Below are 24,273 nucleotides of genomic sequence, written 5' to 3' on the forward strand. Positions count from 1 at the left end.
CGAGGAACTCGTTGAAGGAGAAGAAAGTGACCGAGGCAGTGAAGCGTGTTTACGCGTTCGGCAAAGATGCACAGGGTAACAACGTTACCGAGGGAAACACGAACATGAAGATGATTCTGGGAGGCAAGGGTGCGAACCTCGCCGAAATGGCCAACATTGGCCTGCCGGTTCCCCCGGGATTCACCATCACGTGTCAAACCTGCATGGAGTATTCGAATGCGGGCAACACGTGGCCCGAGGGGGCGCTCGACACTATTGCCGAGTATCGTGCCGATCTCGAGGCCCGTATGGGCAAGAAGATTGGCGACGCCGAAGATCCGCTGCTCGTGTCTGTGCGTTCCGGTGCGCCTATGTCTATGCCGGGTATGATGGACACCGTGCTTAATCTGGGCTTGAACGATCAGTCCATCAACGGTCTCATCAAGCAGACGGAAAACCCGCGTTTCGCATGGGACTCCTACCGTCGCTTCATCCAGATGTTCTCCAACGTAGTTATGGGTCTCGACGGCGATCTGTTCGAGAATGCCATCACCGCCATGAAGAATGCGCGCGGCGCAGCATCCGACACCGATCTGACCGCTGAAGACCTGCAGCAGCTCGTTGCCGATTTCAAGCAGATCTTCGCTGAGAACGTGAGCGCCGAAGATTACCCGAGCCTTGTAGTGGACGGTCAGGTTGCCTTCCCGCAGGATCCCATGGTTCAGTTGAAGCTGGCCATCGAAGCTGTGTTTGGCAGCTGGGGTAACCCGCGTGCGGTGCTGTACCGCAAGCAGAACAAGATTGCCGACGATCTGGGCACTGCTGTAAACGTGCAGTCCATGGTATTTGGCAACAAGGGCAACACCTCAGCAACCGGCGTAGCCTTCACCCGCAATCCTGCGAACGGTGCCAAGGAATTCTACGGCGACTACTTGGTGAACGCCCAAGGAGAGGACGTTGTTGCTGGCATCCGCAACACCAGTCCCATCGCAGAACTCAAAAACGTTGAGGGTTTGGAAGAGGCAGGTCGTCAGCTCGAGGATATCTTCGTCGTGTTGGAAAACCACTTCCGTGACATGTGTGATATCGAGTTCACCATTGAGCAGGGCAAGCTGTGGATGCTGCAAACCCGTGTGGGTAAGCGTACCGCCGCCGCCGCGCTTCACATTGCCATTGAGATGGAGAAAGAGGGCCTCATCACCAAGGAAGAGGCTGTCATGCGCGTCGACCCCGAGCAGCTTGACCAGCTGCTGCACCCGCAGTTTGACAAGAGCGCAACCTACGACGTGCTCGCTCGCGGTCTGAACGCCAGCCCTGGTGCTGCGGTGGGCGAGGCTGTGTTCTCTGCCGCCGACGCTGTGGCTGCCGCCGAAGCGGGCCGCAAGTGCGTGCTGGTGCGTTGGGAAACGAACCCCGATGACCTTGCTGGCATGATTGCCGCCGAAGGTATTCTGACCAGCCATGGTGGTAAGACGAGCCATGCTGCCGTTATTGCCCGCGGCATGGGCGCTCCGTGCGTATGCGGCGTTGAAGCGCTGAAGATCGACGCAGAAAAGAAGCAGGCTGCTGTTGCCGGTACCGACGTGGTTATCAACGAAGGTGACATGATCTCCATCGACGGTACGTCGGGTATTGTGGTGCTGGGCGCTGTTGAGCTGGTGCTTCCCGAGCTTACGGGCGATTTGGACACCATTCTCGAGTGGGCCGACGAATTCCGTACGCTGGGTGTTCGTGCCAACGCCGACAATCCGGCTGACGCGCAGCTCTCGCGCGACTTTGGTGCGCAGGGCATTGGCCTTTGTCGTACCGAGCACATGTTCTTGGGTGACCGCAAGCAGATTATCCAGACGTTCATCTTGAACGAGGATGCTGCTGTTCGCGAAAAGGCTGTCGCCGACCTGTTTGAGGCTCAGACGGGCGATTTCTACGGCATGTTCAAGGCCATGGATGGTCTGCCGGTTATCGTGCGTCTGCTCGATCCGCCGCTGCATGAGTTCCTGGAGGACGCGCGTGCGCTCGACGTTGAGATTGCCAAGTTGGAAGCAACGGGTGGCGACGCTGCTGTTATCGCCCAGAAGCGTCAGCTGATGGAGCAGATCGACGGCTTCGCTGAGCAGAACCCGATGCTGGGCATGCGCGGCTGCCGCTTGGGTATTGTTTATCCTATCCTGCCGGTCATGCAGGTTCGTGCTATCGCCACCGCAATGGCGAAGCTGAAGAAGGAAGGTCTCGATCCGAAGCCCGAGATCATGATTCCGCTTGTGTCTGTTGAAGCTGAGCTTGCGAAGCTGCGCGGCGTTGCCGAGAAGGCTATTGCCGAGGTTGCCGAAGAGCAGGGTGTTGAGCTTGAGATTCCTATCGGCACCATGATCGAGCTGCCGCGTGCCGCCGTGACTGCCGACGAGATTGCTGCACATGCTGATTTCTTTAGCTTCGGTACCAATGACCTCACCCAGACTACGTTCGGCTTCAGCCGCGACGACGTAGAGGCTGAGTTCGTTCCGCAGTATCTGGCCGAGCGCCTGCTGCCCTACAATCCGTTCGCAACTATTGATCCGGGCGTTGCTAAGCTCGTGAAGATGGGCGTTGAGCTGGGTCATGAGGGCAATGCCGATCTTATGTGCGGTGTGTGTGGCGAACACGGTGGCGACCCCGATTCTGTGAAGACTTTCCATAAGATCGGGCTCGACTACGTGAGCTGCTCGCCGTACCGCGTGCCGCTGGCTCGCTTGGCTGCCGGACAGGCTGCACTGGCCGACAAGTAAACAACGCACAAGCATTAGTCTGAATGAAAAAGGTGCGTCGTCTTCGAGCGGCGCACCTTTTTGCATGGCATCGAGGATTTGGCGACGCTATCGTTATACAATCGATTGCGAACATCGTCCGAAGTTACAAAGTCAGTGTAGGTTGCTTTCGTTGTTCGTTCACCAGCTTATTGAACGGGAAGCGAAGATATGTATCTGCGGTAGAATGGTTCAGAAGCGCGTATTGGTGGAACCGAGGTGAAACGATGACTATGCACGATGCTTGCAATAGGGTAGTTTCATGGTGGCGCGATCTTGATGACAATGCGCGTGCTGTGGCGCTTGATACGTTTGCAGTGCGGTTTTCTTATAACTCTGGGAAGATCGAAAACGATGAGATTACTTATCGCGACACGCATGAGGTGTTCGATAGGGATGGTGTGACATCGTACACCGGGAGCTTGCGTACGCTCTTTGAGATTAAAAACTCGAAAACGGCGTGGGAGTGGTTGCTTTTGTCGGTGCGCAACGGTGCCTTCATTGATGAAACTTTGCTGCTCGAGGCGCACCGTCTGCTAACTTGGGGTACTTACGATGAGGATCGATGGGCAAAAGGCGAGCGTCCGGAAACGTTCAAGCTTGGCGATTACGTGGTGGGCGCACGTGACACAGGAGCTGCTGCGTGCGACGTTCCGGAGGCGATTGACAACGTGCTTATTGAGATTCGGGAAGCGCTAAATGCTTCGAATGCCTCGAAGAACGCACTTGTTATCGCTGCGTACCTCCATGCACAGATTGCGCGTATTCATCCGTTCGCTGATGGAAATGGCCGGACAGCGCGATTGCTTGGGAATTTAGTTTTACTTACGCTGTGTCACCCGCCTATTTCTATTGATGAAGCCGATCGTCTTTCGTATTACGGTGCGCTCGATGCATTTGATGTGGATGGCGATCTGGACCCACTCATTAGCTTTCTTGAAGTAGAGTTGGTGAAGACCTGGGGTGAACGTGCTGGTTGTACTGGTCATACAGGGGGTTTGTCGTGAGAATATGGCAAGATGCAACTGGAGCACTCATCACTGACGAAGCGCTTGTTCGATATATTGCGGCTTACGGAAGCTTAGAAGCAGCTGCGGCTGCAGGCAACGTGCGTCTGGTGGAATGTGGGCGAGAAAGTGGGTGTGATGAAATGAATCACACGCAATGCGATCAAGACCCTGCTTGCTCCGATGCAAGAGTTTTCCCGCGAACGCTGAAAGACTATTTGCTGCCGTAAGGATCATATTGCGCGCTTACATACACCGCGAGGGAGTACGCTACATGACACTGGCGAAAGCCGTTCGATAGGAGGGGTTTATGACAAAGGCACGGTCGGGGAAGAGTGTTTCGGGAAAGACGCTTACGCCCTTTGCGCGCAGGGGTGCTTGTGTTGCCGGCGTTGCCGCAGGTGTGGCGGGCGCGGTTGCCGGGTTTGCTGCCGTACAAACGTTGCGTCGCCAGGATATTCACCTGATTCCGCATGCTCAAGCTGGCTTGGCGGTGGTGCGTACCGTGCGCGACGAAGCGGAAGAACCGGTGCGTGTTCTTTCGGTTGGGGGAGCATATCAGTCGGCCACGTATTTTGGGGAGCGCTGGCATGAACCCGTGCTCGAGTACTACCGTGCGTTCGATCATATGTTTGAGGCTGAACATGGTGATGGAAACACCAACGGCAATGGTGATAAAGATGGAGAAGTCGCGCCATTTTGCATCCGTGACGTGCTGATGATCGGTGGCGGAGGGTGCGCGTGGCCTAAGCACGTGCTCATGGGGCGGCCTGATGTGCACGTTGACGTTGTTGAGTCGGACCCGGTCATTATCGACGTTGCAAAGCGCTACTTCTATATGGACGAGCTTGTGCGCGTGCTGTGCGAACGAGAAGGCTCAAGCGATCGATTCCGCCTTATCAACGACGATGGCCTGGCCTACCTTGCCGGCTGCGAGCAACGCTATGACGCCATTGTTAACGACGCGTTTTCCGGAAAAGCTGCAGCAGCTGATCTTGCCAGCGCAATGGGTATCCGAGCGGTGAAGAACCGCTTGAATCCCGGCGGTCTGTATCTGGTAAATGTGGTAAGTGGCAGCGAGTGGCGTGAGTTTCGCCATCTTGTTCGCCTACTGAACGAGCTTGATCGCCAGTTCGCTTTTGCAGATGTTATTCTGGCAACAGACGATAGGTTCAGCAACAAAGATAACTACCTGGTCATTGCATCAGATGCTAAATACCATTTTTCGGACGTCATACCAGTAGGCGGCGTCAAGCAACAGTAAGGTACCTTTGACCGTCTGCTTCGTGTGCACGGACGCATAATAAACGCATGGGATACGACGTGCATCGTGACAGTGCTGTTTCGTTATTCGTCTGCGCGCATTTCTTTCAGCATGGCAATCTCTTGGGCCCATCCGTCGAGCGCATCGTGCGGGGTTTCTAAGAAAAACGGTAGATCGCGCAGTGCGGGGTGGTTGATAATGCGCGCAAATGCCGCCGCGCCAATGAATCCGCTGCCGATGACTTCGTGACGGTCCTTGTGTGATCCGAGCGGGTTTTTGGAGTCGTTCAGATGGATGGCGCGCAGGTTGCGTAGCCCCAGCGTTCGATCAAACTGTTCGAGCACATCATCGAGATCGTTTACGATGTCGTAGCCGGCATCCCATACATGGCAGGTGTCCAGGCATACACCCACATGGTCGGACAACTCAATGCGCTCGATGATAGCGGCCAGCTCTTCGAACCGACCGCCGATTTCGGTTCCCTTTCCGGCCATAGTTTCCAATAGCAGCGTGGTGGTTTGTTGTGGTGCGAGCACGGTGTTCAAGGCATCGGCAATCTTACGAATGCCCTCGTTCGCACCTTGCCCTACGTGGCATCCGGGATGCATGTTGTACAGCTGATGCGGCGTGTGTTCCATGCGCACGAGGTCATCGGCCAGCGTTTGCAGCGCGAACTCGAGTGTTTCCGGCTTTGCAGCTGCCGGGTTCATGGTGTAGGGGGCGTGTGCCAGAAAGCGTATGATCCCGTGCTCTTCGGCGAGCGCCTGAAACGATGCTATGTCGGCGGGGTCAATGGCCTTCGCGCGGCCGCCGCGGGGGTTGCGGGTGAAAAACTGGAATGTGTTTGCCCCGATGGAAGCTGCGTCTTTCGCCATACGCGCATAGCCTTTCGCACTCGAAAGGTGGCAACCGATAGTGAACTCAGAGCTGTGTGCCATCGAAGCCGATGTGGCAACCGGTGTGGTATCGGGGTTTTTCTCGAACATGGCAGTTCCTTTCCGGCTCTGTAAGGCTTGCAAAATGACCGGTGACTTTTGAGGGTAAAGTATCAGTCACATCTAAAAGACCGAGGTCGCATTTTTGACATATGAAGAGCGTATACTTACATTGCCCGATGGAAAGGGCTTTCAGACTGAAGATGACGGTCAGTTTACGCTACGCAGCATTGAAAGGAGTCTGGGATGGCAACTATGCAGGCCGGTATGACTCGAGAAGAGGCATATGCGCTTCTCGCTGCACACAACAAAGATGCGTTCCATATCGAACACGGTGAGACGGTTGAGCAGACCATGCGCTACTTCGCCCGCAAGTTCGATCCTGAAAACGAGGAATTCTGGGGCATCGTAGGTCTTCTGCATGATCTGGATTGGGAAGAACACGACGACGAACCCGAAAAGCACACGTTGTATGCCGCGCCGCTCATTGAGGCTGCGGGTGGCACGCCAGAGCTTGTGCGCGCTATCCAGTCGCACACCTCCGATTTCAATCCTGACCTGCCGAAACCTGAGTTGCAGATGGAAAAGATCTTATTTGCAACCGAAGAGCTTACCGGGCTTATCGGTGCGGCTATAGTCATGCGCCCGAGTAATTCGGTGATAGACTTCAACGTGAAATCGCTCAAGAAGAAATTCAAGGACAAGCGCTTCGCCGCCGGCGTAAGCCGCGACGTTATTCGCAGCGGTGCCGAGATGCTCGGCTGGGAGCTCGACGAGTTGTTCGCTCGAACTATAGAGGCCATGCAGTCCTTCGCTCCCGATCGCGATACGTTTGTGCCCGGAGAGTAGAAACCACCCACGACAGAGTCACAGCTAATGTCATTAGGCTAAGTATCACTGTGACGCATCTAAGGAACAGAAATAGTCCGCGCTCCCACAATAAGACAGGAAACAAAATGATTGAAATCACCCGCGATAACTTCGAAAGCATCGAATTAAGGGGACGCCGTTATCAATACAGGGGGTTAACGTTTTCATTAGAGAGTGAGCTCGATACATGGTCTTGCGATGTTTGGCTTGATCTGCCCAAAGAGTTACGTGATCAACTACATGATAAAGGTGTGCCATATAAGTGGCAGTTTAATGCAGGTTCACTGCCTGACCCAAACTATCGACTTGCTGTTGAGGAATTAATGGATTACGTTGATGGGATATTTGAGCACATTGAGACTTCATCTAATTCTGCGGATGACTAAGTAGCTTCTTCCTGCCGAAAGGGATACTGGCATTGCACAATGGAAAGGATTTTCATGTCGAAGATGACGGTTTACCACGGGAGCGGGGTGACGGTTCCTCATCCGGAAGTCCGCGTTGGACGGTACACGAAAGACTTCGGTTCGGGGTTTTATTGTACTATCATTCGCGAACAGGCCGAACGTTGGGCGAAGCGATTTGACACTCCCGTCGTCAACACATACACGGTGCATTTTGGTTCCGATCTGGACATTCTCAACTTTCATGAGATGACAGAGGAATGGCTCGATTTTATTATTGCGTGTCGGCATGGTGAGCCTCATTGTCATGATATCGTGATCGGCGCGATGGCGGATGACCAAATATACAACTTCGTATCGGACTATCTTGATGGGTCTATCACGCGAGAGCAATTCTGGGTGCTTGCGAAGTTTAAATATCCTACTCATCAAATCGCCTTTTGCTCGCAGAAGGCACTCCGTTGTCTCGAGTTCGTTTCAAGTGAGAGGGCGTGATCATGGAGGGAAGGGAAAGTGAGCGAGCGAATGCCATTTTCTTCACGTGCAGTCTCATTGACTACATAGCGAGGAAGACAACCAATCGTCGAAGCGATGTGGCCAACGCGCTTGGAGTGAAGCGTATCGGCAAGATAATCGAGCTTGCAGATGTGTATCACAGTGACAACATTGATGCTGTGAGCGATTCATTTATCGAAGATGCTGGTATTTCTGCGGGTTGTTTCGATAATGTATCCTCAGCTCGCTATGCAGTTCCGAGCCACTGGGATATCGGAAAAGTGTACAAGCGTTTGGTGATTAACATTGCTGAAGATGAACAGGTATGTGATGAGGAAGCGGTTCTGCGCGCATACAATTCACCTGTGAGCAAACTCATTGACGACTACAACAGCAGTTTCTTCTACGAGTCACCGCAAGCTATTTTTGTAGCATACAAGTACGGCGAACTGGATTAGCGTCTGCCGTCGTGCTTCTCTTGCTTTTGCTTGCAGTCGTTCTGCTCGAAACTATTCCGAGCTCGGATGTTCGGTGTGGGCATTTGCGTGCTCGATGTCATCCAGTGTGATGGCGGGGTGGTGGTACTGGAAGCGATTGCGCAGGCTCGGCAGCTTGACGCGGGTGGCATGCTGCGGGCACCAGTGCAGACATGTGTAGCAAGCTGCGCAGTTCGTGCCGTGTTCTGCAGTGCCGTTTGCTATGCGAATGTTGCCGGTTGGGCACGCTCGCGCGCAATCGCCGCATCCATTACAGGCATTGGTGATCTCAAAGCGCTTCATAGCGTTTAAGTGTCCCAAACGTTTCGTTCCATAATAGAACGAGCTTTCGATGAAGTTACGTTTTGGTGGTTTGCCGACGGACGTGAAGTTGACTGTGCGCGAACTCACCTCTCGCGCGATGTTTGTCACGTGAGACGGTGCGTCGGCGAGGCGCTCGGCGTTTTGTTCGTGGCTGCTTTGGATGCAGTTGCCGGGCATTTGCAGGTTGAATGCCCCTGAGAGCTTCGCGTTGTTTGCGCAGAGCGCTGCGTCGATATTCTCGAACGAGTTCTTGCTGACTCCACGGCTTGAGGTCATTACCGCGAAGGCGTAGCAGTTGGGACGCACGAGCAATTTCAGTAGGAATTCCTTGGCGATCCAAGGAATGTCGTTCATATAAGTGGGGAATACAAAGCCGACAACGTTGTCATTGCAGATGACGCGCTCTGTGCTGCGATACGAGATGATACCTTCAACAGGTTCGTTAAGAGCCGAGCCCAGCTCGCGTGCCGCCCAAAGCGAGTTTCCCGTTCCTGAGAAGCAGTAGATCATAGCGTTTAACCTCTCTTGCATGCGCCGTTCGAAGGCCTATTATCGCACTACGATAACGTGGATGTCGTAACCGCCGCCACGTCTTTCCCCGAGAAGGCCAGACCCCATAGGCGCACCGTGGTGCCTGCGGGCAGATCGGCAGCGTAGTTGCGGTCGGAAATCTGGGCGAGGGCAGTAGTGGCCAGGGCAGGCAGGTCGGTGGACTCTGGGGAGCCGGGCCGTGCCCACTTCACCTCGACCAGCACCGCTGGGCCTCTGTCCGTCTCCTCAGGCGTCACGCGCACGTCGAAGCGTCCACGGCCGGCCTCGCGGTTTGAGACAGGCGTATCGTAACCACGCATGTTGAACAGAAGCCCCAGCACGAGCATGTGATAGCTGTTCTCGGACGCAAGGTCGTAGTAGCTTGGTGCTCGCAGCAAAATGTCGGCAAGCTCGGCGGTTACTCCGTCTTCGTCGCCCTCCGCAAAAGCCCGGTGCAGCGCCGCCAGGCGGTCGCGCCCGCCAGACAATTGGGTGAAGCGGTCAATTATTTCGCCACGATACAGCTGCGCTATCTCTTCGTTGGGAATGCGCAAAGGACGCAGACGCCGGGTCATTCCCGGTAAGGACGTATCGTCGGTAGTCAAGTATCCAGCGAGGTATAGCATGCTCCAAAGCGCTCCCTCGCGAACTCCCACATCAGGAAACACTACGCTTGTGTCCAATGGTTCTTCCACTGTGCCGCTGGGCTCCAGCAGTCGGTAGAGCTTCCCCAGCGTCGCTTCGTCGGCATCGCGCACCATGTCGGCGAGCACGCCATTGCCCGAGGTGTTGCCCCAGTAAACATCAGCCACACATTCGTGGTTGAAATAGCTCAGTACACTCCAGGGGTTGTATACGTCCACATTCCCGAATCGATAGCCGTCGTACCACGTGCGGGCCTCATTAAGGCCTTCCGTTTGACTACGGTATGTCGCTAGGGCATCCACTTCCGCCTGAGTGAATCCGTAGCGCTCGTCTGAAGCGACATTCAGAGACGTGTCCACGCGAAGATTGTTTAAATCCGAGAAGATGGACTCCTTCGAAATGTGCTGTACCCCGGTGAGCACCGCAACGGCCAGAGCGTTATTATCCTTAAGGGCACCGGTAAGCCAGCCTTTAAGGAAAGCTACCACCTCGTCGTAGTAGCCGTAGGTGTAGCCAGCCATGACCGGCGCATCATACTCGTCGATGAGCACGACTACCTGCCTGTTGTGATGCTTTTGCAGTAGCTGAGTGAGGAAGAGAAGCGACGCGGCATAATCGGCATCGCTAGCTTTCCCCGCAACAATACGACCGAAGCGCTCTTTCTCAGTATCGTTTAATGCATTGCTGTTAAGCAGATAGCCATGGCGCCCGTACTCCATGGATAACGCCGCCTTCACGACGCCGTACCCAAGATCCCAATCGGCCTTCTTTACATCATTGAACGAGAAGCGCACTACCGGATAGGCACCGCAGTGTTCACGAAAGCGCCCGTCTTCGGCATCCCATATGGCAAGTCCCTCGAAAAGGGGGCGCGGATCGGCCGCATTCGGGCTGCCCAGCACGGGGGCTTCCAAGAAGGTTTGAAGCATGTCGAGGTTAAGCGACTTACCGAATCGGCGCGGGCGGCAGTACAAATTCGAGGTTCCCGGCATGCGGAGCACGTCGGCTATGAGCAGTGATTTGTCAATGAACACGTAGTTTTCCATCACCATGCGGAAGTTGCTCACCCCGATGGGCAGCGCCTTGCGTCCCGTCAGGTCTGACAAGCGCACACTGCCCACCCGGTAGATGCCGTTTTCGTAAGTTGCTGTTGTGTCTGCCATGAGCAATTACCTCCACGCGTCAAGTCGCTCGCAAACGCGATTGTGTCCCGTCCCAGGGCAATCCCATCATACCAGAGCATACGCACTCCGAAGCGTTTGCACGTTTGAAGGGGAGCGTGTGACAACAGGGCATTTCGTGGAGAATCACCTCCCTGATGCTACCCACATTACCACGTTTTCGCCAAGAATTGCAGTCTTGAACCGCGCCCTCCTTCGCGGTATTAGGCATTATCTGCGATTTGAAAGGGGTGTTGCACATGGACGCAAACATATGGCTCGCCACGAGAATGCTTGTCAGAACAGAAGGCGAGCGCGCAAGGTCCGTCTAAGCCTACTTCCCCTGGAAGATGAAGAAGCCTTTTGCCACCAGCAAGGCGAAGCAGATGATGCCTGCATACGGCTGCCTGGAAGCGATGAATACCGCGACGCCCGCGATCGAGAGGATCATGCCCGCAGCAAGCAAACCCTTGGCCCACGCCGTCTTGTCGAGGTTGGCCGCAATCAACTCGAGCGCACCTTCCATAACCGTGGCGCAGATAAGCACCGCGAACACGGCCTTCAGCCAGGGGCTGATGCTGGTTAGATCCGCCAGTGCCACTGCGGCGTCGGAGTCCGCGCCGTTGCCGAAGACGGGTACGAACAGAAGCACAACAAGCAGCACGTCGAGCACGCCGCAGATAAGGGAGCGGTACCTGCCGGCAAGCTCCCTCTTGTCCTCGTCTGCTGCCGCGACGAGCTCGTCTGGACATACGAGCTCATCTATGGACACGGAGAAGAACTGGGATAACTCCTTGAGCGAGTCGATGCTCGGATAGCCCCTGCCCGACTCCCACTTCGACACCGCCGTTCGGGAGACGTAAAGGGCCCGTGCGAGCTCTTCCTGCGTGAGCGACCGCGCCCGCCTTAGTTCCTGCAGCTTCTCGCAAAATTCCATTCTCGTCCTTCCGTGTTAGGCTTTGCTCTTTTTCGATCCGCGAACGTGACGGCCGACAGGTACATCGCGAACAGCCCGGCCGCCAAAAGAGCCGCTCCGACGATGTCCGTCGCCCAATGGACGCCCGACACCAGCCGTCCGAGCACCATGAGTGCCGAGAACGCGGCCACGAACGCCGTTGTGACACTCCTGAGAACGGGACTTTTCGCTCTGCGGTCGACCTGGTACTTCAGTGTCGGCATGACGCTTAAGACCAGAAGTGTCGTAGAAGAAGGATACGACGCTTCCATCATCCCGTCTATGGGCACGGGGCGGTAATTGATCGGGATCATTTCGAAGATCAGGTACCCGAAGATAACGAAAAGGTAATAGGCGCCCAGCAGAAGGAGGTCCGCGTCCACCTGAAGTAGGCTCCTTCTCCTGACCAGCTGCGCAGCGCCCAATGCGCCGAAACACGCGCAGATCGCGATGGGCACCAGGCCGAGCCAGTCCGTGATCGTGTAAAGCCCCATGTGCACGCCTGTCAGCTCGTGGAACCACACATTGAACGTCGCGAAGCCAACGTCCGTCCCGTTTTGGCCAACGGGACGGACGTCCACGCATTGGGCGAGCGCAGTCCACAGCGCGAAGGTGGCCAGTAGCCCCATCCCCGCGATCAGTTCTTTTCCTCCTGCGTTGCGTTTGCTTGTTGTATTCGGCACGTGCACCACTTCCCTTCGTCTCGCTGAGGGAAACGCTGACTGGCGGCGTCGTGCCACGCCTGTGTGAGGCTGGCGGGATTAATCGGCATTTCCCTTGATGCGAGATCGAAGGTAGGAGGTGCGGGCGGCGTTGGAAAGAGCCGCAACGTCGCATCGACGATACGTTCCGTGTCTCACGCCGTTTTCCAGGCGTTTTGCTCAAATGCCGCAGTTTGCGAGATTCGGCGTCAGCGGCATCTCTGGTGTATGTAGTCTAGCCGCAGGAAACGAAACCGTGCTGGCCGAAGCAGTTTGTGTCATCCCGTTCTTCGTAATCGACGGCCTGATCTGCCTTGCCGTGGGCTGTGCCACCTATCTTCCGAAGTCCATCCGCGCCCTTGATGCGGATACCGGCTCAGACAGAAGGTGAGCGCGCAAGATTCGCCCGAACCTACTTCCCCTGTGACAATAGACGTAGCATTTTGTCACACGAGTGACGGTCTCCAATTGCGGACGGTGCGGACGGCACAGCGGCTGGTACCAGAGAGGTAAAGGGAGGGATTCCATAACAAAATGGACGGTGTTCGGTTGGTTTAACTGTTGCACGAGAGTCGGAGTCGATAGATTACCTATAGGTAAGATATAGCGGATTTCAAACAATATCTTACGCATAGGTATGATACTATGAACTCGACGAATTACCATACCTATATGTAAGAATCGGGCTCACATGAACATAAGTCGCGACCAGATATTGGCGCAGGGTACGCACGTGACAAAGGTGGCCATCATAGGCGCAGCTCTTCGTCAGCGTCGAAAGAAGTTAGGGTACACGCAGGAAGACGTCGCTGACATGCTGGGGTTCAGTCCACGGCTGGTAGGAGAAATAGAACGCGGCAGAGAGACGGTAGGGATCGGCAAAATCCTGCTCTATGCAACAGCAATGGGTATCGACATTGTCGCGTTCGAGAGGTAGCGCTCATGGCAAACCAAGACCTTATCGTATATCGCGAGTACTGCGGCAGCTTCGAAGAGGTGGGACGCGTGGTGTCTACCGAGGAAGGCGTTAGCTTCTCTTACTCCGACAGCTATCTTCAAAACGAAACCGCTCAGTCGATTTCCCATGTGTTTCCTTTGCGGGAAGGGGCTTTCCCTTCTAGCGAGGCGACATCATTTTTCGAAGGTATATTGCCGGAGGGAAGCATGCGGAAAAGCCTGAGTCGCGCTTTTCACGCCAATATCGGCGACATACACTCTTTTCTGGAGCACTTGAACAACGAATCTGCTGGTGCGTTGGTATTCAAGACCGACGGGGAACCACCAAGTGCAAATCGCGGATATCTTCCTTTGGATGAGGGTGATCTTGGGCGTTTTACGGAACACCCGAGAGAATTTGCGCCGCGCGCCGCACACCGTTCAAGGCTGTCTTTGGCGGGAGCTCAGATGAAGGTAGGCCTCTTCTTTGATGACGCGCAAAACAGCTGGTTTTATCCGGAAGGATCAGCTCCTTCAAGCCATATTGTCAAAGCATGCGACGGTAGTTTCCCTCACCAAACAATCAACGAAGCTATTTGTATTTTGGAGCGAGGATTGGTCGTCGCGAGAGGTGTCGCCGCTGTACGACATTACCTGCACAACAATCTACCCTGAGGTAGATAGAGAGATGGGGGTTTCGTTCGGACGTTCTCGCCGTATAGACAAAGTAACACGTGACGACGTTTTGACGACTGCCCGGTCTTGTGGAGTTGGCGAAAAGTTCGCCAACAACGAGCTTAATGAGCTTTTGGAGACATTTCCCGATGCCTTAAAAAAAGCCACCGACCTTGTTTGTAAAGATGGTTTTCTGGCGGCTCAGAGCGTGGGAGAAAACATTGGGGAAAGCTTCAAAGAGCGACGGGAACTCCTTTGCCGTGATTAATAGAGGATGCGAATAGCGTGTGCGCATTACGACAATGTTGCTGGTGAGACTGCTGTAATTGTTGTAACCGCCGCCACGCCTTTCCTTGAAAAGGCCAAGTCCCACAGGTGCGTCGAGGTGCCTGATGCTACTCACTCCGACCTGGGGAAAATGCGAAAGAATGCCCTGACCCTATTGTCACCTATTGTCACCCTGTATCAGGCATGGCGCAAGCACCTGACTCTACAACCACTGCAAAGGATTTCGTGGAGAATCGCTCTCTGATACCGCCTACATTACCATTTTTGTGCCTGAAATTGCAGTCTTGAACTGCGCATCCCTTCGCGGTATTAAGCATTGTCAGCGATTTGAAAGGGATGGTGTGCATGGACGCAAACGCATGGCTTTCGGCACCGGCGCGGACACGGGCGAATTCGATGCTTGCCGAGGTGAACGGGCGGCTGGCCGCAGGAGGGCTGTCCATCTCATGCGAAGACGCCCGGATGCTTGCAGAGCGCAGAGACGAAGCGCTGAGAGAGACCGGACGGGTGGAGTTTGGGGTTCCCGCGATCGCGATCGTGACGGAGGCCGTGGCTACGTCGCCCTGCCTTTTACAAGATGGTCTTGCCCGCGACCTGGCCGATCTACAGGACGCGTTCTATGCCATACGCGACGAGCTGCCGGCCGACGTGCCCGACACGGAGATTGCCGAGTCCCTGCGCGGCTGCCTGGACGCATGGGGCGATGTCGCCACAGTCACTTCGATGCCATCAGATGAGATCATGCGCTTTTCCGCTGAATACGTGCGGGTGGCCGAAGCGGAGAACTATGAGACGTACCGCATAACAGACGACGAGGGACACATATACACGTTCGACCCCGTCAAGTGGGACTACGACGAACAGGCCGACGGATGGAACGGAGAGGGATGGGCCGATGATTGGGACGATTAGCGGAAATGGGCTAGCACAGAGCCAGCGCATCCCCGACATCGGCAGGGCGTCGGAGGGCTTCGCCCACCTTATGGCGCACGTTGTCGACCTGTACTGCGCGGGCGGGTCATCAAGTATATCTACTCACGAAGCGCACGAGCTGGCAGCGTCAGTGGCTTACGTGCTTGGCATCGCCGACACCACGCCCGACGAGACTGCCTGCATCCTTGACGTGGACGACCCTGTCGCGCTCTGGCACGAAGCCATTCAGGCGCTGGAAGGACGCACTGACGCTGTGCTGGCTCTCTGGCGCGAGGCGGTGGCGACCATGCCGCCCATTCGCAACGTCGCACTTCGCGATACCCTGGCAAGCCTGGGCAATATAAAGAAACGCTACAATGTGTACTTCGCCGCGCACGAGGTCCCTTGTGACATCGACTACCAGTTGAGTGTGCCTGTAGACCAAAGCCTCTTGGGACTCGACTACGTTGAAGTGTGGCTGGCGCAGCTCCTTGCCGAGACGCGCTGGATCGCACAATTCGATACGGCCAGCTGCGTGACTGTACTTGAGCGCGTCTGTCCTGACTATCGCGGCCTGCACGTAAATCTCTACGACCTGCTGCTTCCCCACGAGGGCAAGCTTGCACCCGCCGGAGCGGCCGCATCAAGAAGGACATGACTCTGGCCACCGAACACTACAGGTCACTTATCGTATATCGCGAGTACTGCGGCAGCTTCGAAGAGGTGGGACGCATGGTGTCTGCCGGAGAAGGCGTCGGCTTCTCTTACTCCGACAGCTATCTTCAAAATGCCGCTGTACGACATTACTTGCATAACACTATCTCCTGAGGTGGATAGAAGAACGGGTGTTTCATTCGGACGTTCCTGCCGTATAGACAAAGTGACGTGCGATGATGTTTTAGTGAACGTTCGATTCGGTTCGTTTTGGATTGCTATATTTGAGCAACTGTCGGGTTGTAGCCAAGCTGCTTCCACCGCCGAATTTCTGCCAGATTGTCACCGAACTCCCGTCGATCCCCGCCGAACCATTTCTCAATTCGTCTTCAATTCGTGAAATCGCGATGGCGAGGGAAGTTCGGGCTTGTGCGACGCGCTTGCGTTGTACAATTTACGCCCATGGGAAGATTGATTGCACAAATAATGAAATTCGGCGTGGTGGGCGTGTTAGCGTTCGTCATTGACTACGGTTTGTTGGTGCTGCTCACCGAGCTTTTCGGCATACCGTATTTAGTGTCGGCTACTATTTCGTTTACGGTGTCAGTAGTGTTCAATTATCTGGCGTCCATGCGCTACGTGTTCTCACACAAGCAAGGTATGAGCCGCTGTCGCGAGTTTATTATCTTCGTGGTGCTGTCGGTTGCGGGCCTTCTTATTAACAATGCGTGCCTGTGGGCGGGAACTGACCTTTTGGGCATCGATTATCGCATTACTAAGTTTGCGGCTACTGCGGTGGTTATGGTATGGAATTTCGTCACGCGGAAGAAGTTTTTAGACGGCGGGAAGTAGCGGCGTACAATGGTGCACAGATTTCCATTGAGCAGCGCGATCCGTCAGAGGTGGAACCGTCGAACGGGGGAGTGAAGGCACTCGGCAGGCAGAGGGGGTTAGGAGCTTCATCATGCGCATCATCTACCGCGAAGATCAAGAGGCGCGCGAACACGTTGTGCTTGACCCGGCGGCGATGTTCGCGGACAAATCGGAGGGGCGCGACCGATCAACTGAACCCGACATCTTGCGCAACGATTTCCAGCGCGATCGCGACAAGGTTTTGCATACGAAGTCGTTTCGGCGGTTGTCGCACAAGACACAGGTGTTTCTTGCGGCCGAGGGCGACCACTTCCGCACGCGGCTTACACACACGCTGGAAGTGGCGCAGATTGCCCGCACCATTGCCCGCGCGCTGGGATTAAACGAGGATCTAACCGAGGCTATTTCGCTCGGTCACGACTTAGGGCACACGCCGTTCGGACATACCGGCGAGGAAGCGCTTGCTCGCTCAATCGCGCGACATCGGGGAATGTCACCCGACGACCCTCGTGTGCATCTGCTCTACCAACACAACGTGCAGAGCCTGCGCGTTGTTGAGGTTATCGAGAACGGTGGCAAGGGGCTCAACCTCACGCCCGAGGTGCGCGATGGTATTGTGAACCACACAGGCGACTTGCGTGCCGAGAGCATGGAAGGCCGCATTGTTGCTACGGCCGACCGCATTGCGTATGTGAACCACGACATTGACGACGCTATTCGCGCTGGCATCTTGAGCGAGAACGACCTGCCTGCATCCACGCATCGTGTGCTCGGACCTGATCATTCCTCGCGCATTGAACGGTTGGTGCTCGACATGGTGTCAACTTCGGCGGATGCGGGCGAGATTGCCATGAGTCCTGCGGTATGGGACGCGATGATGGAGCTGAGGCGTTTCCTGTTCGAACGCGTGTATTACGCGCCGGTGGTGGTGGCCGAGGTGGGCAAGGCAACCCGGCTCATCGACTGTTTGTTTGACTATTACGTTTCTCATATGGATGACGTGCCCGAGGAATACCGAGCCATATCTGGAGGCGATGACTTGCGTGCGGTGACAGACTACATTGCTGGCATGACCGACCGTTACGCGAAAACCCAGTTCCATAGCTTGTTCTCGCCCTCATCCATTGGGTTTTAGGGATAGCTGCCTGTAAGGTCGCCTCGGGTTTTGTGCGGGTGTGACAACACCCGCACGCCAGCAATCGGCTTGTAACCGGCTTGTAACCGGCGTTTCCGTGGGGTTGTTCTACACAGGATCAAATATCTTGCTCACATGCTCAAAACCGCTATAATCGGGGGCTGTGATTTCTCGCGATGACATACGACAGTCGTTTCAGGCGGCGTTTCCTATCATGTTGGGGTACGTCGCTATTGGCATACCCTGTGGCATCTTAAGCAACTCTATTGGTATGAACGCCCTGCAGGTGTTTGTCATGTCGATCGTGTTCTACTCGGGCGCCGGCCAGTTCATGATTCCTAACATGTGGATTGCCGGTGCTCCCATGGCTTCCATCATCGCCAGCGTGTCGTTGGTGAACACGCGCCAAATGCTGTATTCCGCGGCCTTCGCGCCGGTGTGTCGAACGGCGAATAAGCTGCTGTCGTTCATGTTTGCAGCGTCGGTAACCGACGAGAGCTACGGCGTGAATGTGATCAAGTTTGAGGAAGGCGGCTGGACGGTGGCGCGAGCCACAATGGTGAATGCCTTCTCCAATAGCTCATGGACGCTTTCGAATGTGCTGGGCGTGCTGGTGGGCGACGCTATTGGTATCCCGCTTGCTGTGGCCGCCTTCGCTATGACCTCCATTTTCATTTGCCTGCTGCTTGATCAGAAGATGACGCCGTCGAACGTGGTTGCCATCGTGGTGGCGTTCGTAGGCGTGTTTGTGTGTAAGTGCGTGGGGCTTTCTGGCCCGGCCATTCTCATTGGTGCGGTTTGTGGTGTGGTGGCGGCCATGGTGTTCGCAACGGTTCGGGGCGAGTCGCTTCACGGTGAGGCCGACGGTAGCAGGGAAGCGGAGGTGAGCTAGATGGAACCAATGGGTTGGACTCAGTTTTTCATCGTGTTCGCCTGCTGTTCGGTGACTATGATCATCTGCCGCGTGGCACCGCTCTTTTTGCTGAAGGGCCGTGCGTTACCTGAACAGGTTGAGCGGGCGCTGGGCTTTATCCCACCGGCGGCGTTTGCGGCGCTTGTGGCCAACGACCTGCTGTCGCCGAACATGTTCGATGCGGGCTTGTGGCCAGCGGCTATTCCCTTGCTTGCCGCAGCCGTGGTGGTAGTGGTTGCGAAGCGTACACATTCGCTTCTGTGGTGCGGCATTGCGGGTGTTATCGCGTATGCGCTTCTGATGGCCATTCCGCTGTAGTGCCGGCGAATTGGTAAGATGTGACACGCACCGCGTGCCACCGTGCACGTGGAAGCGTGCCGTGTGCTGCGGCTCGAATAAGCTGTCCGTTGCGGCTCGAACAAACCACTCGTCGCGGCCCTGCCAACAAGCCGCCTGTCGAGGCTTTGCAAACAAGCTGCCTGTTGTGGCCCGATACTATATGATCGAAAGTGAGGCGTAGGCGCATGCCGTCGAATCCCGATCAGGATTTCGTCCTGAAAACCATCAAAACTCGCGATGTCCATTTCGTGCGTTTCTGGTTCACCGACGTGCTGGGTGCCATGAAGTCGTTCGCTGTCATACCCAGCGAGATGGAGGATGCGTTTTCGGTAGGAATGGGTTTCGATGGCAGTTGTATCAACGGTTTTTCCGGTATGCAGGAATCCGACATGCTTGCATTTCCCGATGCTTCAACGTTTCAAGTACTGCCGTGGCGTCCGTCTGATAACGCGGTAGCGCGCATGTTCTGCAGTATTCGCACGCCCGATGGGCGCGCGTTTGAGGGCGACCCGCGCTTCGTACTTAAGCGCATGGTAGACAAGGCAGCTCAGATGGGTTACGTGTTCAACGTTGGACCCGAGGTTGAGTTCTATTACTTCGCGAACGCGAGCGCAACTGCCCCCGAGCCGCTTGATCGCGGTGGCTACTTCGATCTGACCAGCCTCGATTCCGCCAGCGACCTGCGACGTGATACCGTACTTATGCTCGAGCGCATGGGCATTCCTGTGGAATACAGCCACCATGAGGCCGGCCCCAGCCAAAACGAAATCGATTTGCGCTTCACCGACGCGCTGTCCATGGCTGATGCCGTGATGACGTATAAGCTGGTGGTGAAGGAAGTCGCCATGAAGCATGGCGTGTACGCGTCGTTTATGCCTAAGCCGCTTTCCGATGCGCCGGGAAGCGCCATGCACGTTCATCAGAGCTTGTTCGATATGGACGGAAACAATGCCTTCTTCGACACAAATGATCCGCAAGGTTACGGTCTTTCGACGCTTGCCAAGCACTACTTGGCAGGTCTTTTGAAGTACGCGCCGGAGTTTTGCCTGGTCACCAATCAGTACGTGAACTCCTACAAGCGCTTGACCGCAGGCGGCAACGCGCCGACGTATCTGTCATGGGGCCGTTCTAACCGTTCGACGCTCGTGCGTGTGCCAGGGTATCGCCCCGGAAATGAGTCGGCGTGTCGTATCGAGTTGCGCAGCCCCGATCCGGCAGCGAACCCTTATCTGGCATTTTCGGTTATGCTGGCGGCGGGCTTGCGCGGTATCGAAGACAAACTTGAACTCGTGTGTCCTGTGGAAGGTCAAGACTTGTTCCGCTACTCGCGTCAGGAACTGCGCGAACAAGGGCTTCGCACGCTGCCTGAGAGTCTGGGCGAGGCAATTGATCTGTTTGCCGCATCCGATCTCATGCGTGAGACACTCGGCGATCACATCCATTCCTACCTAGTCGACACGAAGCGGAAAGAATGGAGCGACTATCAGGGGTTCGTTTCGCAATGGGAGCGCGATCGCTTCCTCGCCGTGTTGTAGGCGGGAGGGAAGGTGCAACCCATGCAACGCAAGACAGTTATTTTTGTGGCGGACAGCCTGGACAACGCACATAAGTTCCAACAGGTGCTTTCGTATTTAGATGTAGATGTAGTGGCGGGCTCGTCGATGCAGTTTAAAAAGCTGCTGGTGCAGCATGCCGGTGCCGATCTGGTTATCTACGAAATGCGTGCCGACGCAAGTGCCGATGTGTCGCATATCGAGCAGACTATTTTGGAAGATACGCAAGCGGCGCTGCTAGTTATTCTATCGAGCGATCAGCTAGCTGATTTCCGTCTTCCGTTGCAGCTGAAGAGCGATTTCGTGGTACGCGGTGCAACGAGTGAGGAATGTACAGCGCGCATTCGGCAGCTTTTGTGGCCGGGCAACGAGTCGTCATCGTCGGACTATATATCTATCGACGGCATGACGGTGAACTTGGCAACCTATCAGGTGTCGGTTGGTGGCGAACCGCTCGACCTTACGTATTTGGAATATGCTCTGCTGTCGTTTTTGGTTACGCATCCGGGTCGCACGTATTCGCGCGATGCGCTGCTTCGCCGCGTGTGGGGTTTTGACTATTACGGCGGGTCGCGCACGGTTGACGTACACGTGCGTCGCGTTCGAGCGAAGCTTGGCCCCGAGTTGGCACAGCGCTTAGAAACGGTGCGCGGCGTCGGGTATTTGTGGAACGCATAGGGCTATAGAAGCACGATGCGCGCCGCGATGGTGGTAAGCATGCATATACTGAAAGCCGCAAGACGCAAAGCGACGGAGGTTTGTTTTCATGCCTAAAAAAGTGGCTGTCATTGATGGTAATTCTCTCATGCATCGCGCGTTTCATGCGGTGCCGCCTACCATGAACGCTCCCGATGGGCGGCCGACGAACGCTGTGTTCGGCTTTCTGTCAATGCTGCTCAAGTTCGTGGATGTGGCTGCACCCGACGCCATTGTGTGTGCGTTCGATGCTGGGCGTCCGAAGGTTCGCACCGAGGCACTTGCCCAGTACAAGGCGCAACGCCCGCCGATGGATGAGAGTCTGAAAACACAGTTTCCCATCATTGAAGAGCTGCTCGTCGCTATGAATGTGCCGGTTGTGCGCGTGGATGGTTGGGAAGGCGACGATGTGTTGGGAACGATATCGGCTGAAGGTGAGCGGCTCGGCTATCAAACGCTGCTCGTGTCGGGCGACAAGGACGTCTATCAGCTGACGAGTGAACTCACGCGCGTGGTCACCACCAAGAAGGGTATCACCGACATTGCCGTGTATGGTCCCAAAGAGGTGTTCGAGCGCTACGGTGTCACGCCCGAGCAGTTCCCCGACTTCTTAGGATTGATGGGCGACTCATCCGACAACATTCCTGGCGTTCCTGGCATTGGTGCGAAAACTGCTTCCAAATTGCTTTCGCGTTTTGGAAGCCTCGAGGGTATCTACGAGCACATTGACGAGCTGAAGGGTAAGCAGAAAGAGCACCTGGTTGACAACGAGCAGGCGGCATACTTGAGCCGTGAGGTGGCAACTATCGTGCGTGACCTTACCGTCGAATGCGATCTTGAGCAGGCGTCGTTTCCCTCCTTTGATCCCAAGGCGGTGGCAGAGGCCTTTGGTGAGTATCGGTTGAATTCCCACCTGGCGCGCATTCTGAAGCTCGTGGGGCAGGAACCCGTGAAGAAGTCGGCGGAGCTTTCTTGGGAACCTGTAATGCATGGCGAGGATGCATGGGAGTTGCTGCGCGCTGCGTGCGAGGGCGCAGAAACGGTGGGTGTGGCGTTCGCTGAGCCGGAACAGACAACGCTTTTCGGTGGCGAAGTAGTGTTTGCGGTAAACTCGAGTGCTGGCACTGCTGTGTTTGATGGCGACGACGGGCTTCGCGCGTTTGCTGACGTGGTGGGTCGGTGTCGCTTCGCCTCGCTCGATGTGAAGTCTGATCTACACCGCATCTTTCCGGCCGATTCGCTGTCGGAAACACTCATCGGAGAAAAAGAGCTGTTTGATGCCGATTTCTTCGACCTGGGGCTAGCTGCGTATGTGCTCAATTCGTCGCAGTCGGCTTATTCGCTCGATGCGCTGCTGGAAGAATACGCGGGTGGTTGCATACCCGAGGCGAAAACTGATGCCGATCGAGCCGTCTTGGCGGCCGCGGCGTCGCGAACGCTAGTTGACCCGCTTGTCAGCGCGCTTCGCCGTGATGGCAGCCTTTCGACGTATACCGATATCGACCTGCCGTTGGTACCCGTGCTCGCTTGTATGGAGCGCACGGGGGCCGCTATCGACACGGATCGTTTGGCTGAGCTTGGTCGCTCGACGGGCGAAGAACTCGAATCACTGCGGACGACTATTCATCAGGCGGCGGGCGAGGAATTCAATATCGATTCACCTAAACAGCTTGGGCATGTGCTGTTCGATGTACTGGGTCTTCCCGCCAAGAAGAAGACGAACCGGGGGTATTCAACCGACGCCAGTGTGCTCAAGGAGCTCGTTTCGGTTCATGAGTTGCCCGCGCTGGTGCTGCGTTATCGCGAGCTGGCAAAGATCAAGTCGACCTACATCGATGCGCTGCCGGCTATGCGGGCAAGTGATGGGCGCGTGCACACGTCGTTTAATGAAACGGTTACAGCGACGGGCCGTTTGTCGTCGTCGAACCCGAACCTACAAAATATTCCTGTGCGCACCGACTTCGGACGTCAGATTCGCGAGTGTTTCGTGCCGCTTGAACAAGGAAGCCTCTTTTTATCGGCTGACTACTCGCAGATTGAGCTGCGGTTACTTGCGCACCTGTCGGCCGACGAGCACCTGGTGGCCGCGTTCAATTCAGGTGAGGACTTCCATGCCAGCACCGCCGCGCGTGTGTTTGGGCTGCCGGTTGATCAGGTGACACCAACGCTGCGAAGCCGCGCGAAGGCCGTAAACTTCGGCATTGTGTATGGTCAGCAGGCGTATGGCCTCTCACAAAGCTTGGATATTCCCTTTGGTGAAGCAAAGAACATGATCGACCGCTATTTCGAGGCGTATCCGGGCGTGCGCGCTTATTTGGATGAAACCGTGAATCAGGCGAAGGAGAACGGTTACGCCGAAACGATGTTCGGTCGCAAGCGACACATTCCCGAACTGCGCGCGAGCAATGCCACGCAGCGCGGGTTCGGTGAGCGTACAGCCATGAACCATCCTATGCAGGGAAGTGCAGCCGATATCATAAAGCTAGCTATGTTGGAAGTGGCCCGTCGCTTGCGCGAAGAAGGCTTCCGCGCAAAGTTGCTTCTGCAAGTACACGACGAACTGGACTTCAGCGTGCCAGCTGACGAGGTAGATGCCTTGACTCGCATGGTCACTGACGTCATGCAAAACGTCGTTTCGCTGCGCGTGCCCCTGGTGGTAGACGTATCAGCTGGCACCACCTGGGCCGAAGCCCACTAGCGGCACGAGTGGTACGAGCAGACGTAGGCGAACTTTTTTCATGTTTGGCGAAGATTTACTTTCGTATTTGGC

The 24,273-nt window shown here is 55.7% G+C and carries 27 protein-coding genes; 22 read left to right on the top strand and 5 right to left on the bottom strand.

Translation table 11 applies throughout. The features are described from left to right. Nucleotides 1–26 precede the first annotated feature (26 nt). The 4 genes from ppdK to G7Y44_RS01725 all read left to right on the top strand — a co-directional run bounded on the left by ppdK (nt 27) and on the right by G7Y44_RS01725 (nt 5,033). Nucleotides 27–2,744: a pyruvate, phosphate dikinase gene (gene ppdK, locus G7Y44_RS01710; RefSeq protein ID WP_165044447.1), complete on the top strand. Its 2,718-nt coding sequence runs from the start codon at nt 27–29 to the stop codon at nt 2,742–2,744. A 251-nt stretch (nt 2,745–2,995) separates the two neighbouring features. Further along, nucleotides 2,996–3,769: a Fic family protein gene (locus G7Y44_RS01715; RefSeq protein WP_165247061.1), complete on the top strand. Its 774-nt coding sequence runs from the start codon at nt 2,996–2,998 to the stop codon at nt 3,767–3,769. Then, nucleotides 3,766–3,999 (top strand): hypothetical protein, encoded by a 234-nt coding sequence (locus tag G7Y44_RS01720; RefSeq protein ID WP_165247063.1) that lies wholly within the window; start codon nt 3,766–3,768, stop codon nt 3,997–3,999. The genes G7Y44_RS01715 and G7Y44_RS01720 overlap by 4 nt, the downstream gene beginning before the upstream one ends. Before the next feature lie 80 nt (nt 4,000–4,079). Next, nucleotides 4,080–5,033 (top strand): spermidine synthase, encoded by a 954-nt coding sequence (locus G7Y44_RS01725; protein ID WP_165247065.1) that lies wholly within the window; start codon nt 4,080–4,082, stop codon nt 5,031–5,033. An 83-nt stretch (nt 5,034–5,116) separates the two neighbouring features. Here the strand turns inward: G7Y44_RS01725 and G7Y44_RS01730 are convergent, their stop codons facing one another. Continuing rightward, nucleotides 5,117–5,971: a deoxyribonuclease IV gene (locus G7Y44_RS01730; protein ID WP_165044449.1), complete on the bottom strand. Its 855-nt coding sequence runs from the start codon at nt 5,969–5,971 to the stop codon at nt 5,117–5,119. A 243-nt stretch (nt 5,972–6,214) separates the two neighbouring features. On the opposite strand from G7Y44_RS01730, the gene G7Y44_RS01735 reads away from it, so the two are divergent. From G7Y44_RS01735 to G7Y44_RS01750, 4 genes are all read left to right on the top strand, one after another. Continuing rightward, a complete protein-coding gene (locus tag G7Y44_RS01735; protein ID WP_165044323.1) occupies nt 6,215–6,817 on the top strand; it encodes an HD family phosphohydrolase in 603 nt (200 codons plus the stop codon). A 107-nt stretch (nt 6,818–6,924) separates the two neighbouring features. Beyond that, nucleotides 6,925–7,224 carry a hypothetical protein gene (locus G7Y44_RS01740; RefSeq protein WP_165044325.1) on the top strand — a complete coding sequence of 100 codons (300 nt, stop codon included), beginning with the start codon at nt 6,925–6,927 and terminating at the stop codon, nt 7,222–7,224. Between the two features lie 54 nt (nt 7,225–7,278). After that, the gene (locus G7Y44_RS01745) at nt 7,279–7,737 is read left to right on the top strand and encodes a DUF3990 domain-containing protein (RefSeq protein WP_165044327.1); all 459 of its coding nucleotides are present in this window, start codon (nt 7,279–7,281) and stop codon (nt 7,735–7,737) included. Between the two features lie 2 nt (nt 7,738–7,739). Then, complete coding sequence (locus tag G7Y44_RS01750; protein ID WP_165044329.1) at nt 7,740–8,195, top strand: hypothetical protein; 456 nt, start codon at nt 7,740–7,742, stop codon at nt 8,193–8,195. Between the two features lie 51 nt (nt 8,196–8,246). On the opposite strand, the gene G7Y44_RS01755 is transcribed toward G7Y44_RS01750, so the two are convergent. The 4 genes from G7Y44_RS01755 to G7Y44_RS01770 all read right to left on the bottom strand — a co-directional run bounded on the left by G7Y44_RS01755 (nt 8,247) and on the right by G7Y44_RS01770 (nt 12,511). Beyond that, the gene (locus G7Y44_RS01755; protein ID WP_165247067.1) at nt 8,247–9,047 is read right to left on the bottom strand and encodes an EFR1 family ferrodoxin; all 801 of its coding nucleotides are present in this window, start codon (nt 9,045–9,047) and stop codon (nt 8,247–8,249) included. A 47-nt stretch (nt 9,048–9,094) separates the two neighbouring features. Next, complete coding sequence (locus tag G7Y44_RS01760) at nt 9,095–10,876, bottom strand: AAA family ATPase (protein ID WP_165247069.1); 1,782 nt, start codon at nt 10,874–10,876, stop codon at nt 9,095–9,097. 331 nt (nt 10,877–11,207) lie between these two features. Next, a complete protein-coding gene (locus G7Y44_RS01765; RefSeq protein WP_165247071.1) occupies nt 11,208–11,810 on the bottom strand; it encodes a helix-turn-helix domain-containing protein in 603 nt (200 codons plus the stop codon). Beyond that, nucleotides 11,780–12,511, bottom strand: coding sequence for a phosphatase PAP2 family protein (locus tag G7Y44_RS01770; RefSeq protein WP_241159134.1), 732 nt, complete (start codon nt 12,509–12,511; stop codon nt 11,780–11,782). The genes G7Y44_RS01765 and G7Y44_RS01770 overlap by 31 nt, the downstream gene beginning before the upstream one ends. Nucleotides 12,512–12,641: 130 nt before the next feature. Between G7Y44_RS01770 and G7Y44_RS01775 the strand changes: the two genes are divergently transcribed. From G7Y44_RS01775 to polA, 14 genes are all read left to right on the top strand, one after another. Next, nucleotides 12,642–12,920 (top strand): hypothetical protein, encoded by a 279-nt coding sequence (locus tag G7Y44_RS01775; RefSeq protein WP_165247073.1) that lies wholly within the window; start codon nt 12,642–12,644, stop codon nt 12,918–12,920. Nucleotides 12,921–13,220: 300 nt separating this feature from the next. Further along, nucleotides 13,221–13,466, top strand: a complete 246-nt coding sequence (locus G7Y44_RS01780; protein WP_165044340.1) for a helix-turn-helix domain-containing protein — start codon at nt 13,221–13,223, stop codon at nt 13,464–13,466. A 5-nt stretch (nt 13,467–13,471) separates the two neighbouring features. Continuing rightward, nucleotides 13,472–14,140, top strand: coding sequence for a HipA N-terminal domain-containing protein (locus G7Y44_RS01785; RefSeq protein WP_256367712.1), 669 nt, complete (start codon nt 13,472–13,474; stop codon nt 14,138–14,140). Between the two features lie 13 nt (nt 14,141–14,153). Further along, nucleotides 14,154–14,408: a type II toxin-antitoxin system HipA family toxin gene (locus G7Y44_RS01790; RefSeq protein WP_165247077.1), complete on the top strand. Its 255-nt coding sequence runs from the start codon at nt 14,154–14,156 to the stop codon at nt 14,406–14,408. Nucleotides 14,409–14,773: 365 nt separating this feature from the next. Further along, nucleotides 14,774–15,340 carry a DUF6323 family protein gene (locus G7Y44_RS01795; protein ID WP_165247079.1) on the top strand — a complete coding sequence of 189 codons (567 nt, stop codon included), beginning with the start codon at nt 14,774–14,776 and terminating at the stop codon, nt 15,338–15,340. Beyond that, nucleotides 15,324–15,998 (top strand): DUF6179 domain-containing protein, encoded by a 675-nt coding sequence (locus G7Y44_RS01800; RefSeq protein WP_165247081.1) that lies wholly within the window; start codon nt 15,324–15,326, stop codon nt 15,996–15,998. Before G7Y44_RS01795 ends, G7Y44_RS01800 begins: the two co-directional genes overlap by 17 nt. Continuing rightward, nucleotides 15,995–16,168, top strand: a complete 174-nt coding sequence (locus G7Y44_RS01805; RefSeq protein ID WP_165247083.1) for a hypothetical protein — start codon at nt 15,995–15,997, stop codon at nt 16,166–16,168. Before G7Y44_RS01800 ends, G7Y44_RS01805 begins: the two co-directional genes overlap by 4 nt. Before the next feature lie 288 nt (nt 16,169–16,456). Continuing rightward, complete coding sequence (locus tag G7Y44_RS01810; protein ID WP_165247085.1) at nt 16,457–16,846, top strand: GtrA family protein; 390 nt, start codon at nt 16,457–16,459, stop codon at nt 16,844–16,846. A 112-nt stretch (nt 16,847–16,958) separates the two neighbouring features. Then, entirely contained in the window at nt 16,959–18,002 is a 1,044-nt protein-coding gene (locus G7Y44_RS01815) for a deoxyguanosinetriphosphate triphosphohydrolase (RefSeq protein ID WP_165247087.1), read from the top strand. A 163-nt stretch (nt 18,003–18,165) separates the two neighbouring features. Continuing rightward, complete coding sequence (locus tag G7Y44_RS01820; protein WP_165247089.1) at nt 18,166–18,894, top strand: AzlC family ABC transporter permease; 729 nt, start codon at nt 18,166–18,168, stop codon at nt 18,892–18,894. Next, complete coding sequence (locus G7Y44_RS01825) at nt 18,895–19,233, top strand: AzlD domain-containing protein (RefSeq protein WP_165247091.1); 339 nt, start codon at nt 18,895–18,897, stop codon at nt 19,231–19,233. Between the two features lie 206 nt (nt 19,234–19,439). Further along, nucleotides 19,440–20,789 carry a type I glutamate--ammonia ligase gene (gene glnA / locus G7Y44_RS01830; protein ID WP_165247093.1) on the top strand — a complete coding sequence of 450 codons (1,350 nt, stop codon included), beginning with the start codon at nt 19,440–19,442 and terminating at the stop codon, nt 20,787–20,789. A 21-nt stretch (nt 20,790–20,810) separates the two neighbouring features. Further along, on the top strand, nt 20,811–21,485 hold the full coding sequence (locus G7Y44_RS01835) for a winged helix-turn-helix transcriptional regulator (protein ID WP_165247095.1): 675 nt from the start codon (nt 20,811–20,813) through the stop codon (nt 21,483–21,485). Between the two features lie 88 nt (nt 21,486–21,573). Then, nucleotides 21,574–24,201 (top strand): DNA polymerase I, encoded by a 2,628-nt coding sequence (gene polA / locus G7Y44_RS01840; protein WP_165247097.1) that lies wholly within the window; start codon nt 21,574–21,576, stop codon nt 24,199–24,201. Nucleotides 24,202–24,273 lie beyond the last annotated feature (72 nt).

The sequence above is a fragment of the Adlercreutzia sp. ZJ141 genome (assembly GCF_011038965.1).
GTDB lineage: Bacteria > Actinomycetota > Coriobacteriia > Coriobacteriales > Eggerthellaceae > ZJ141.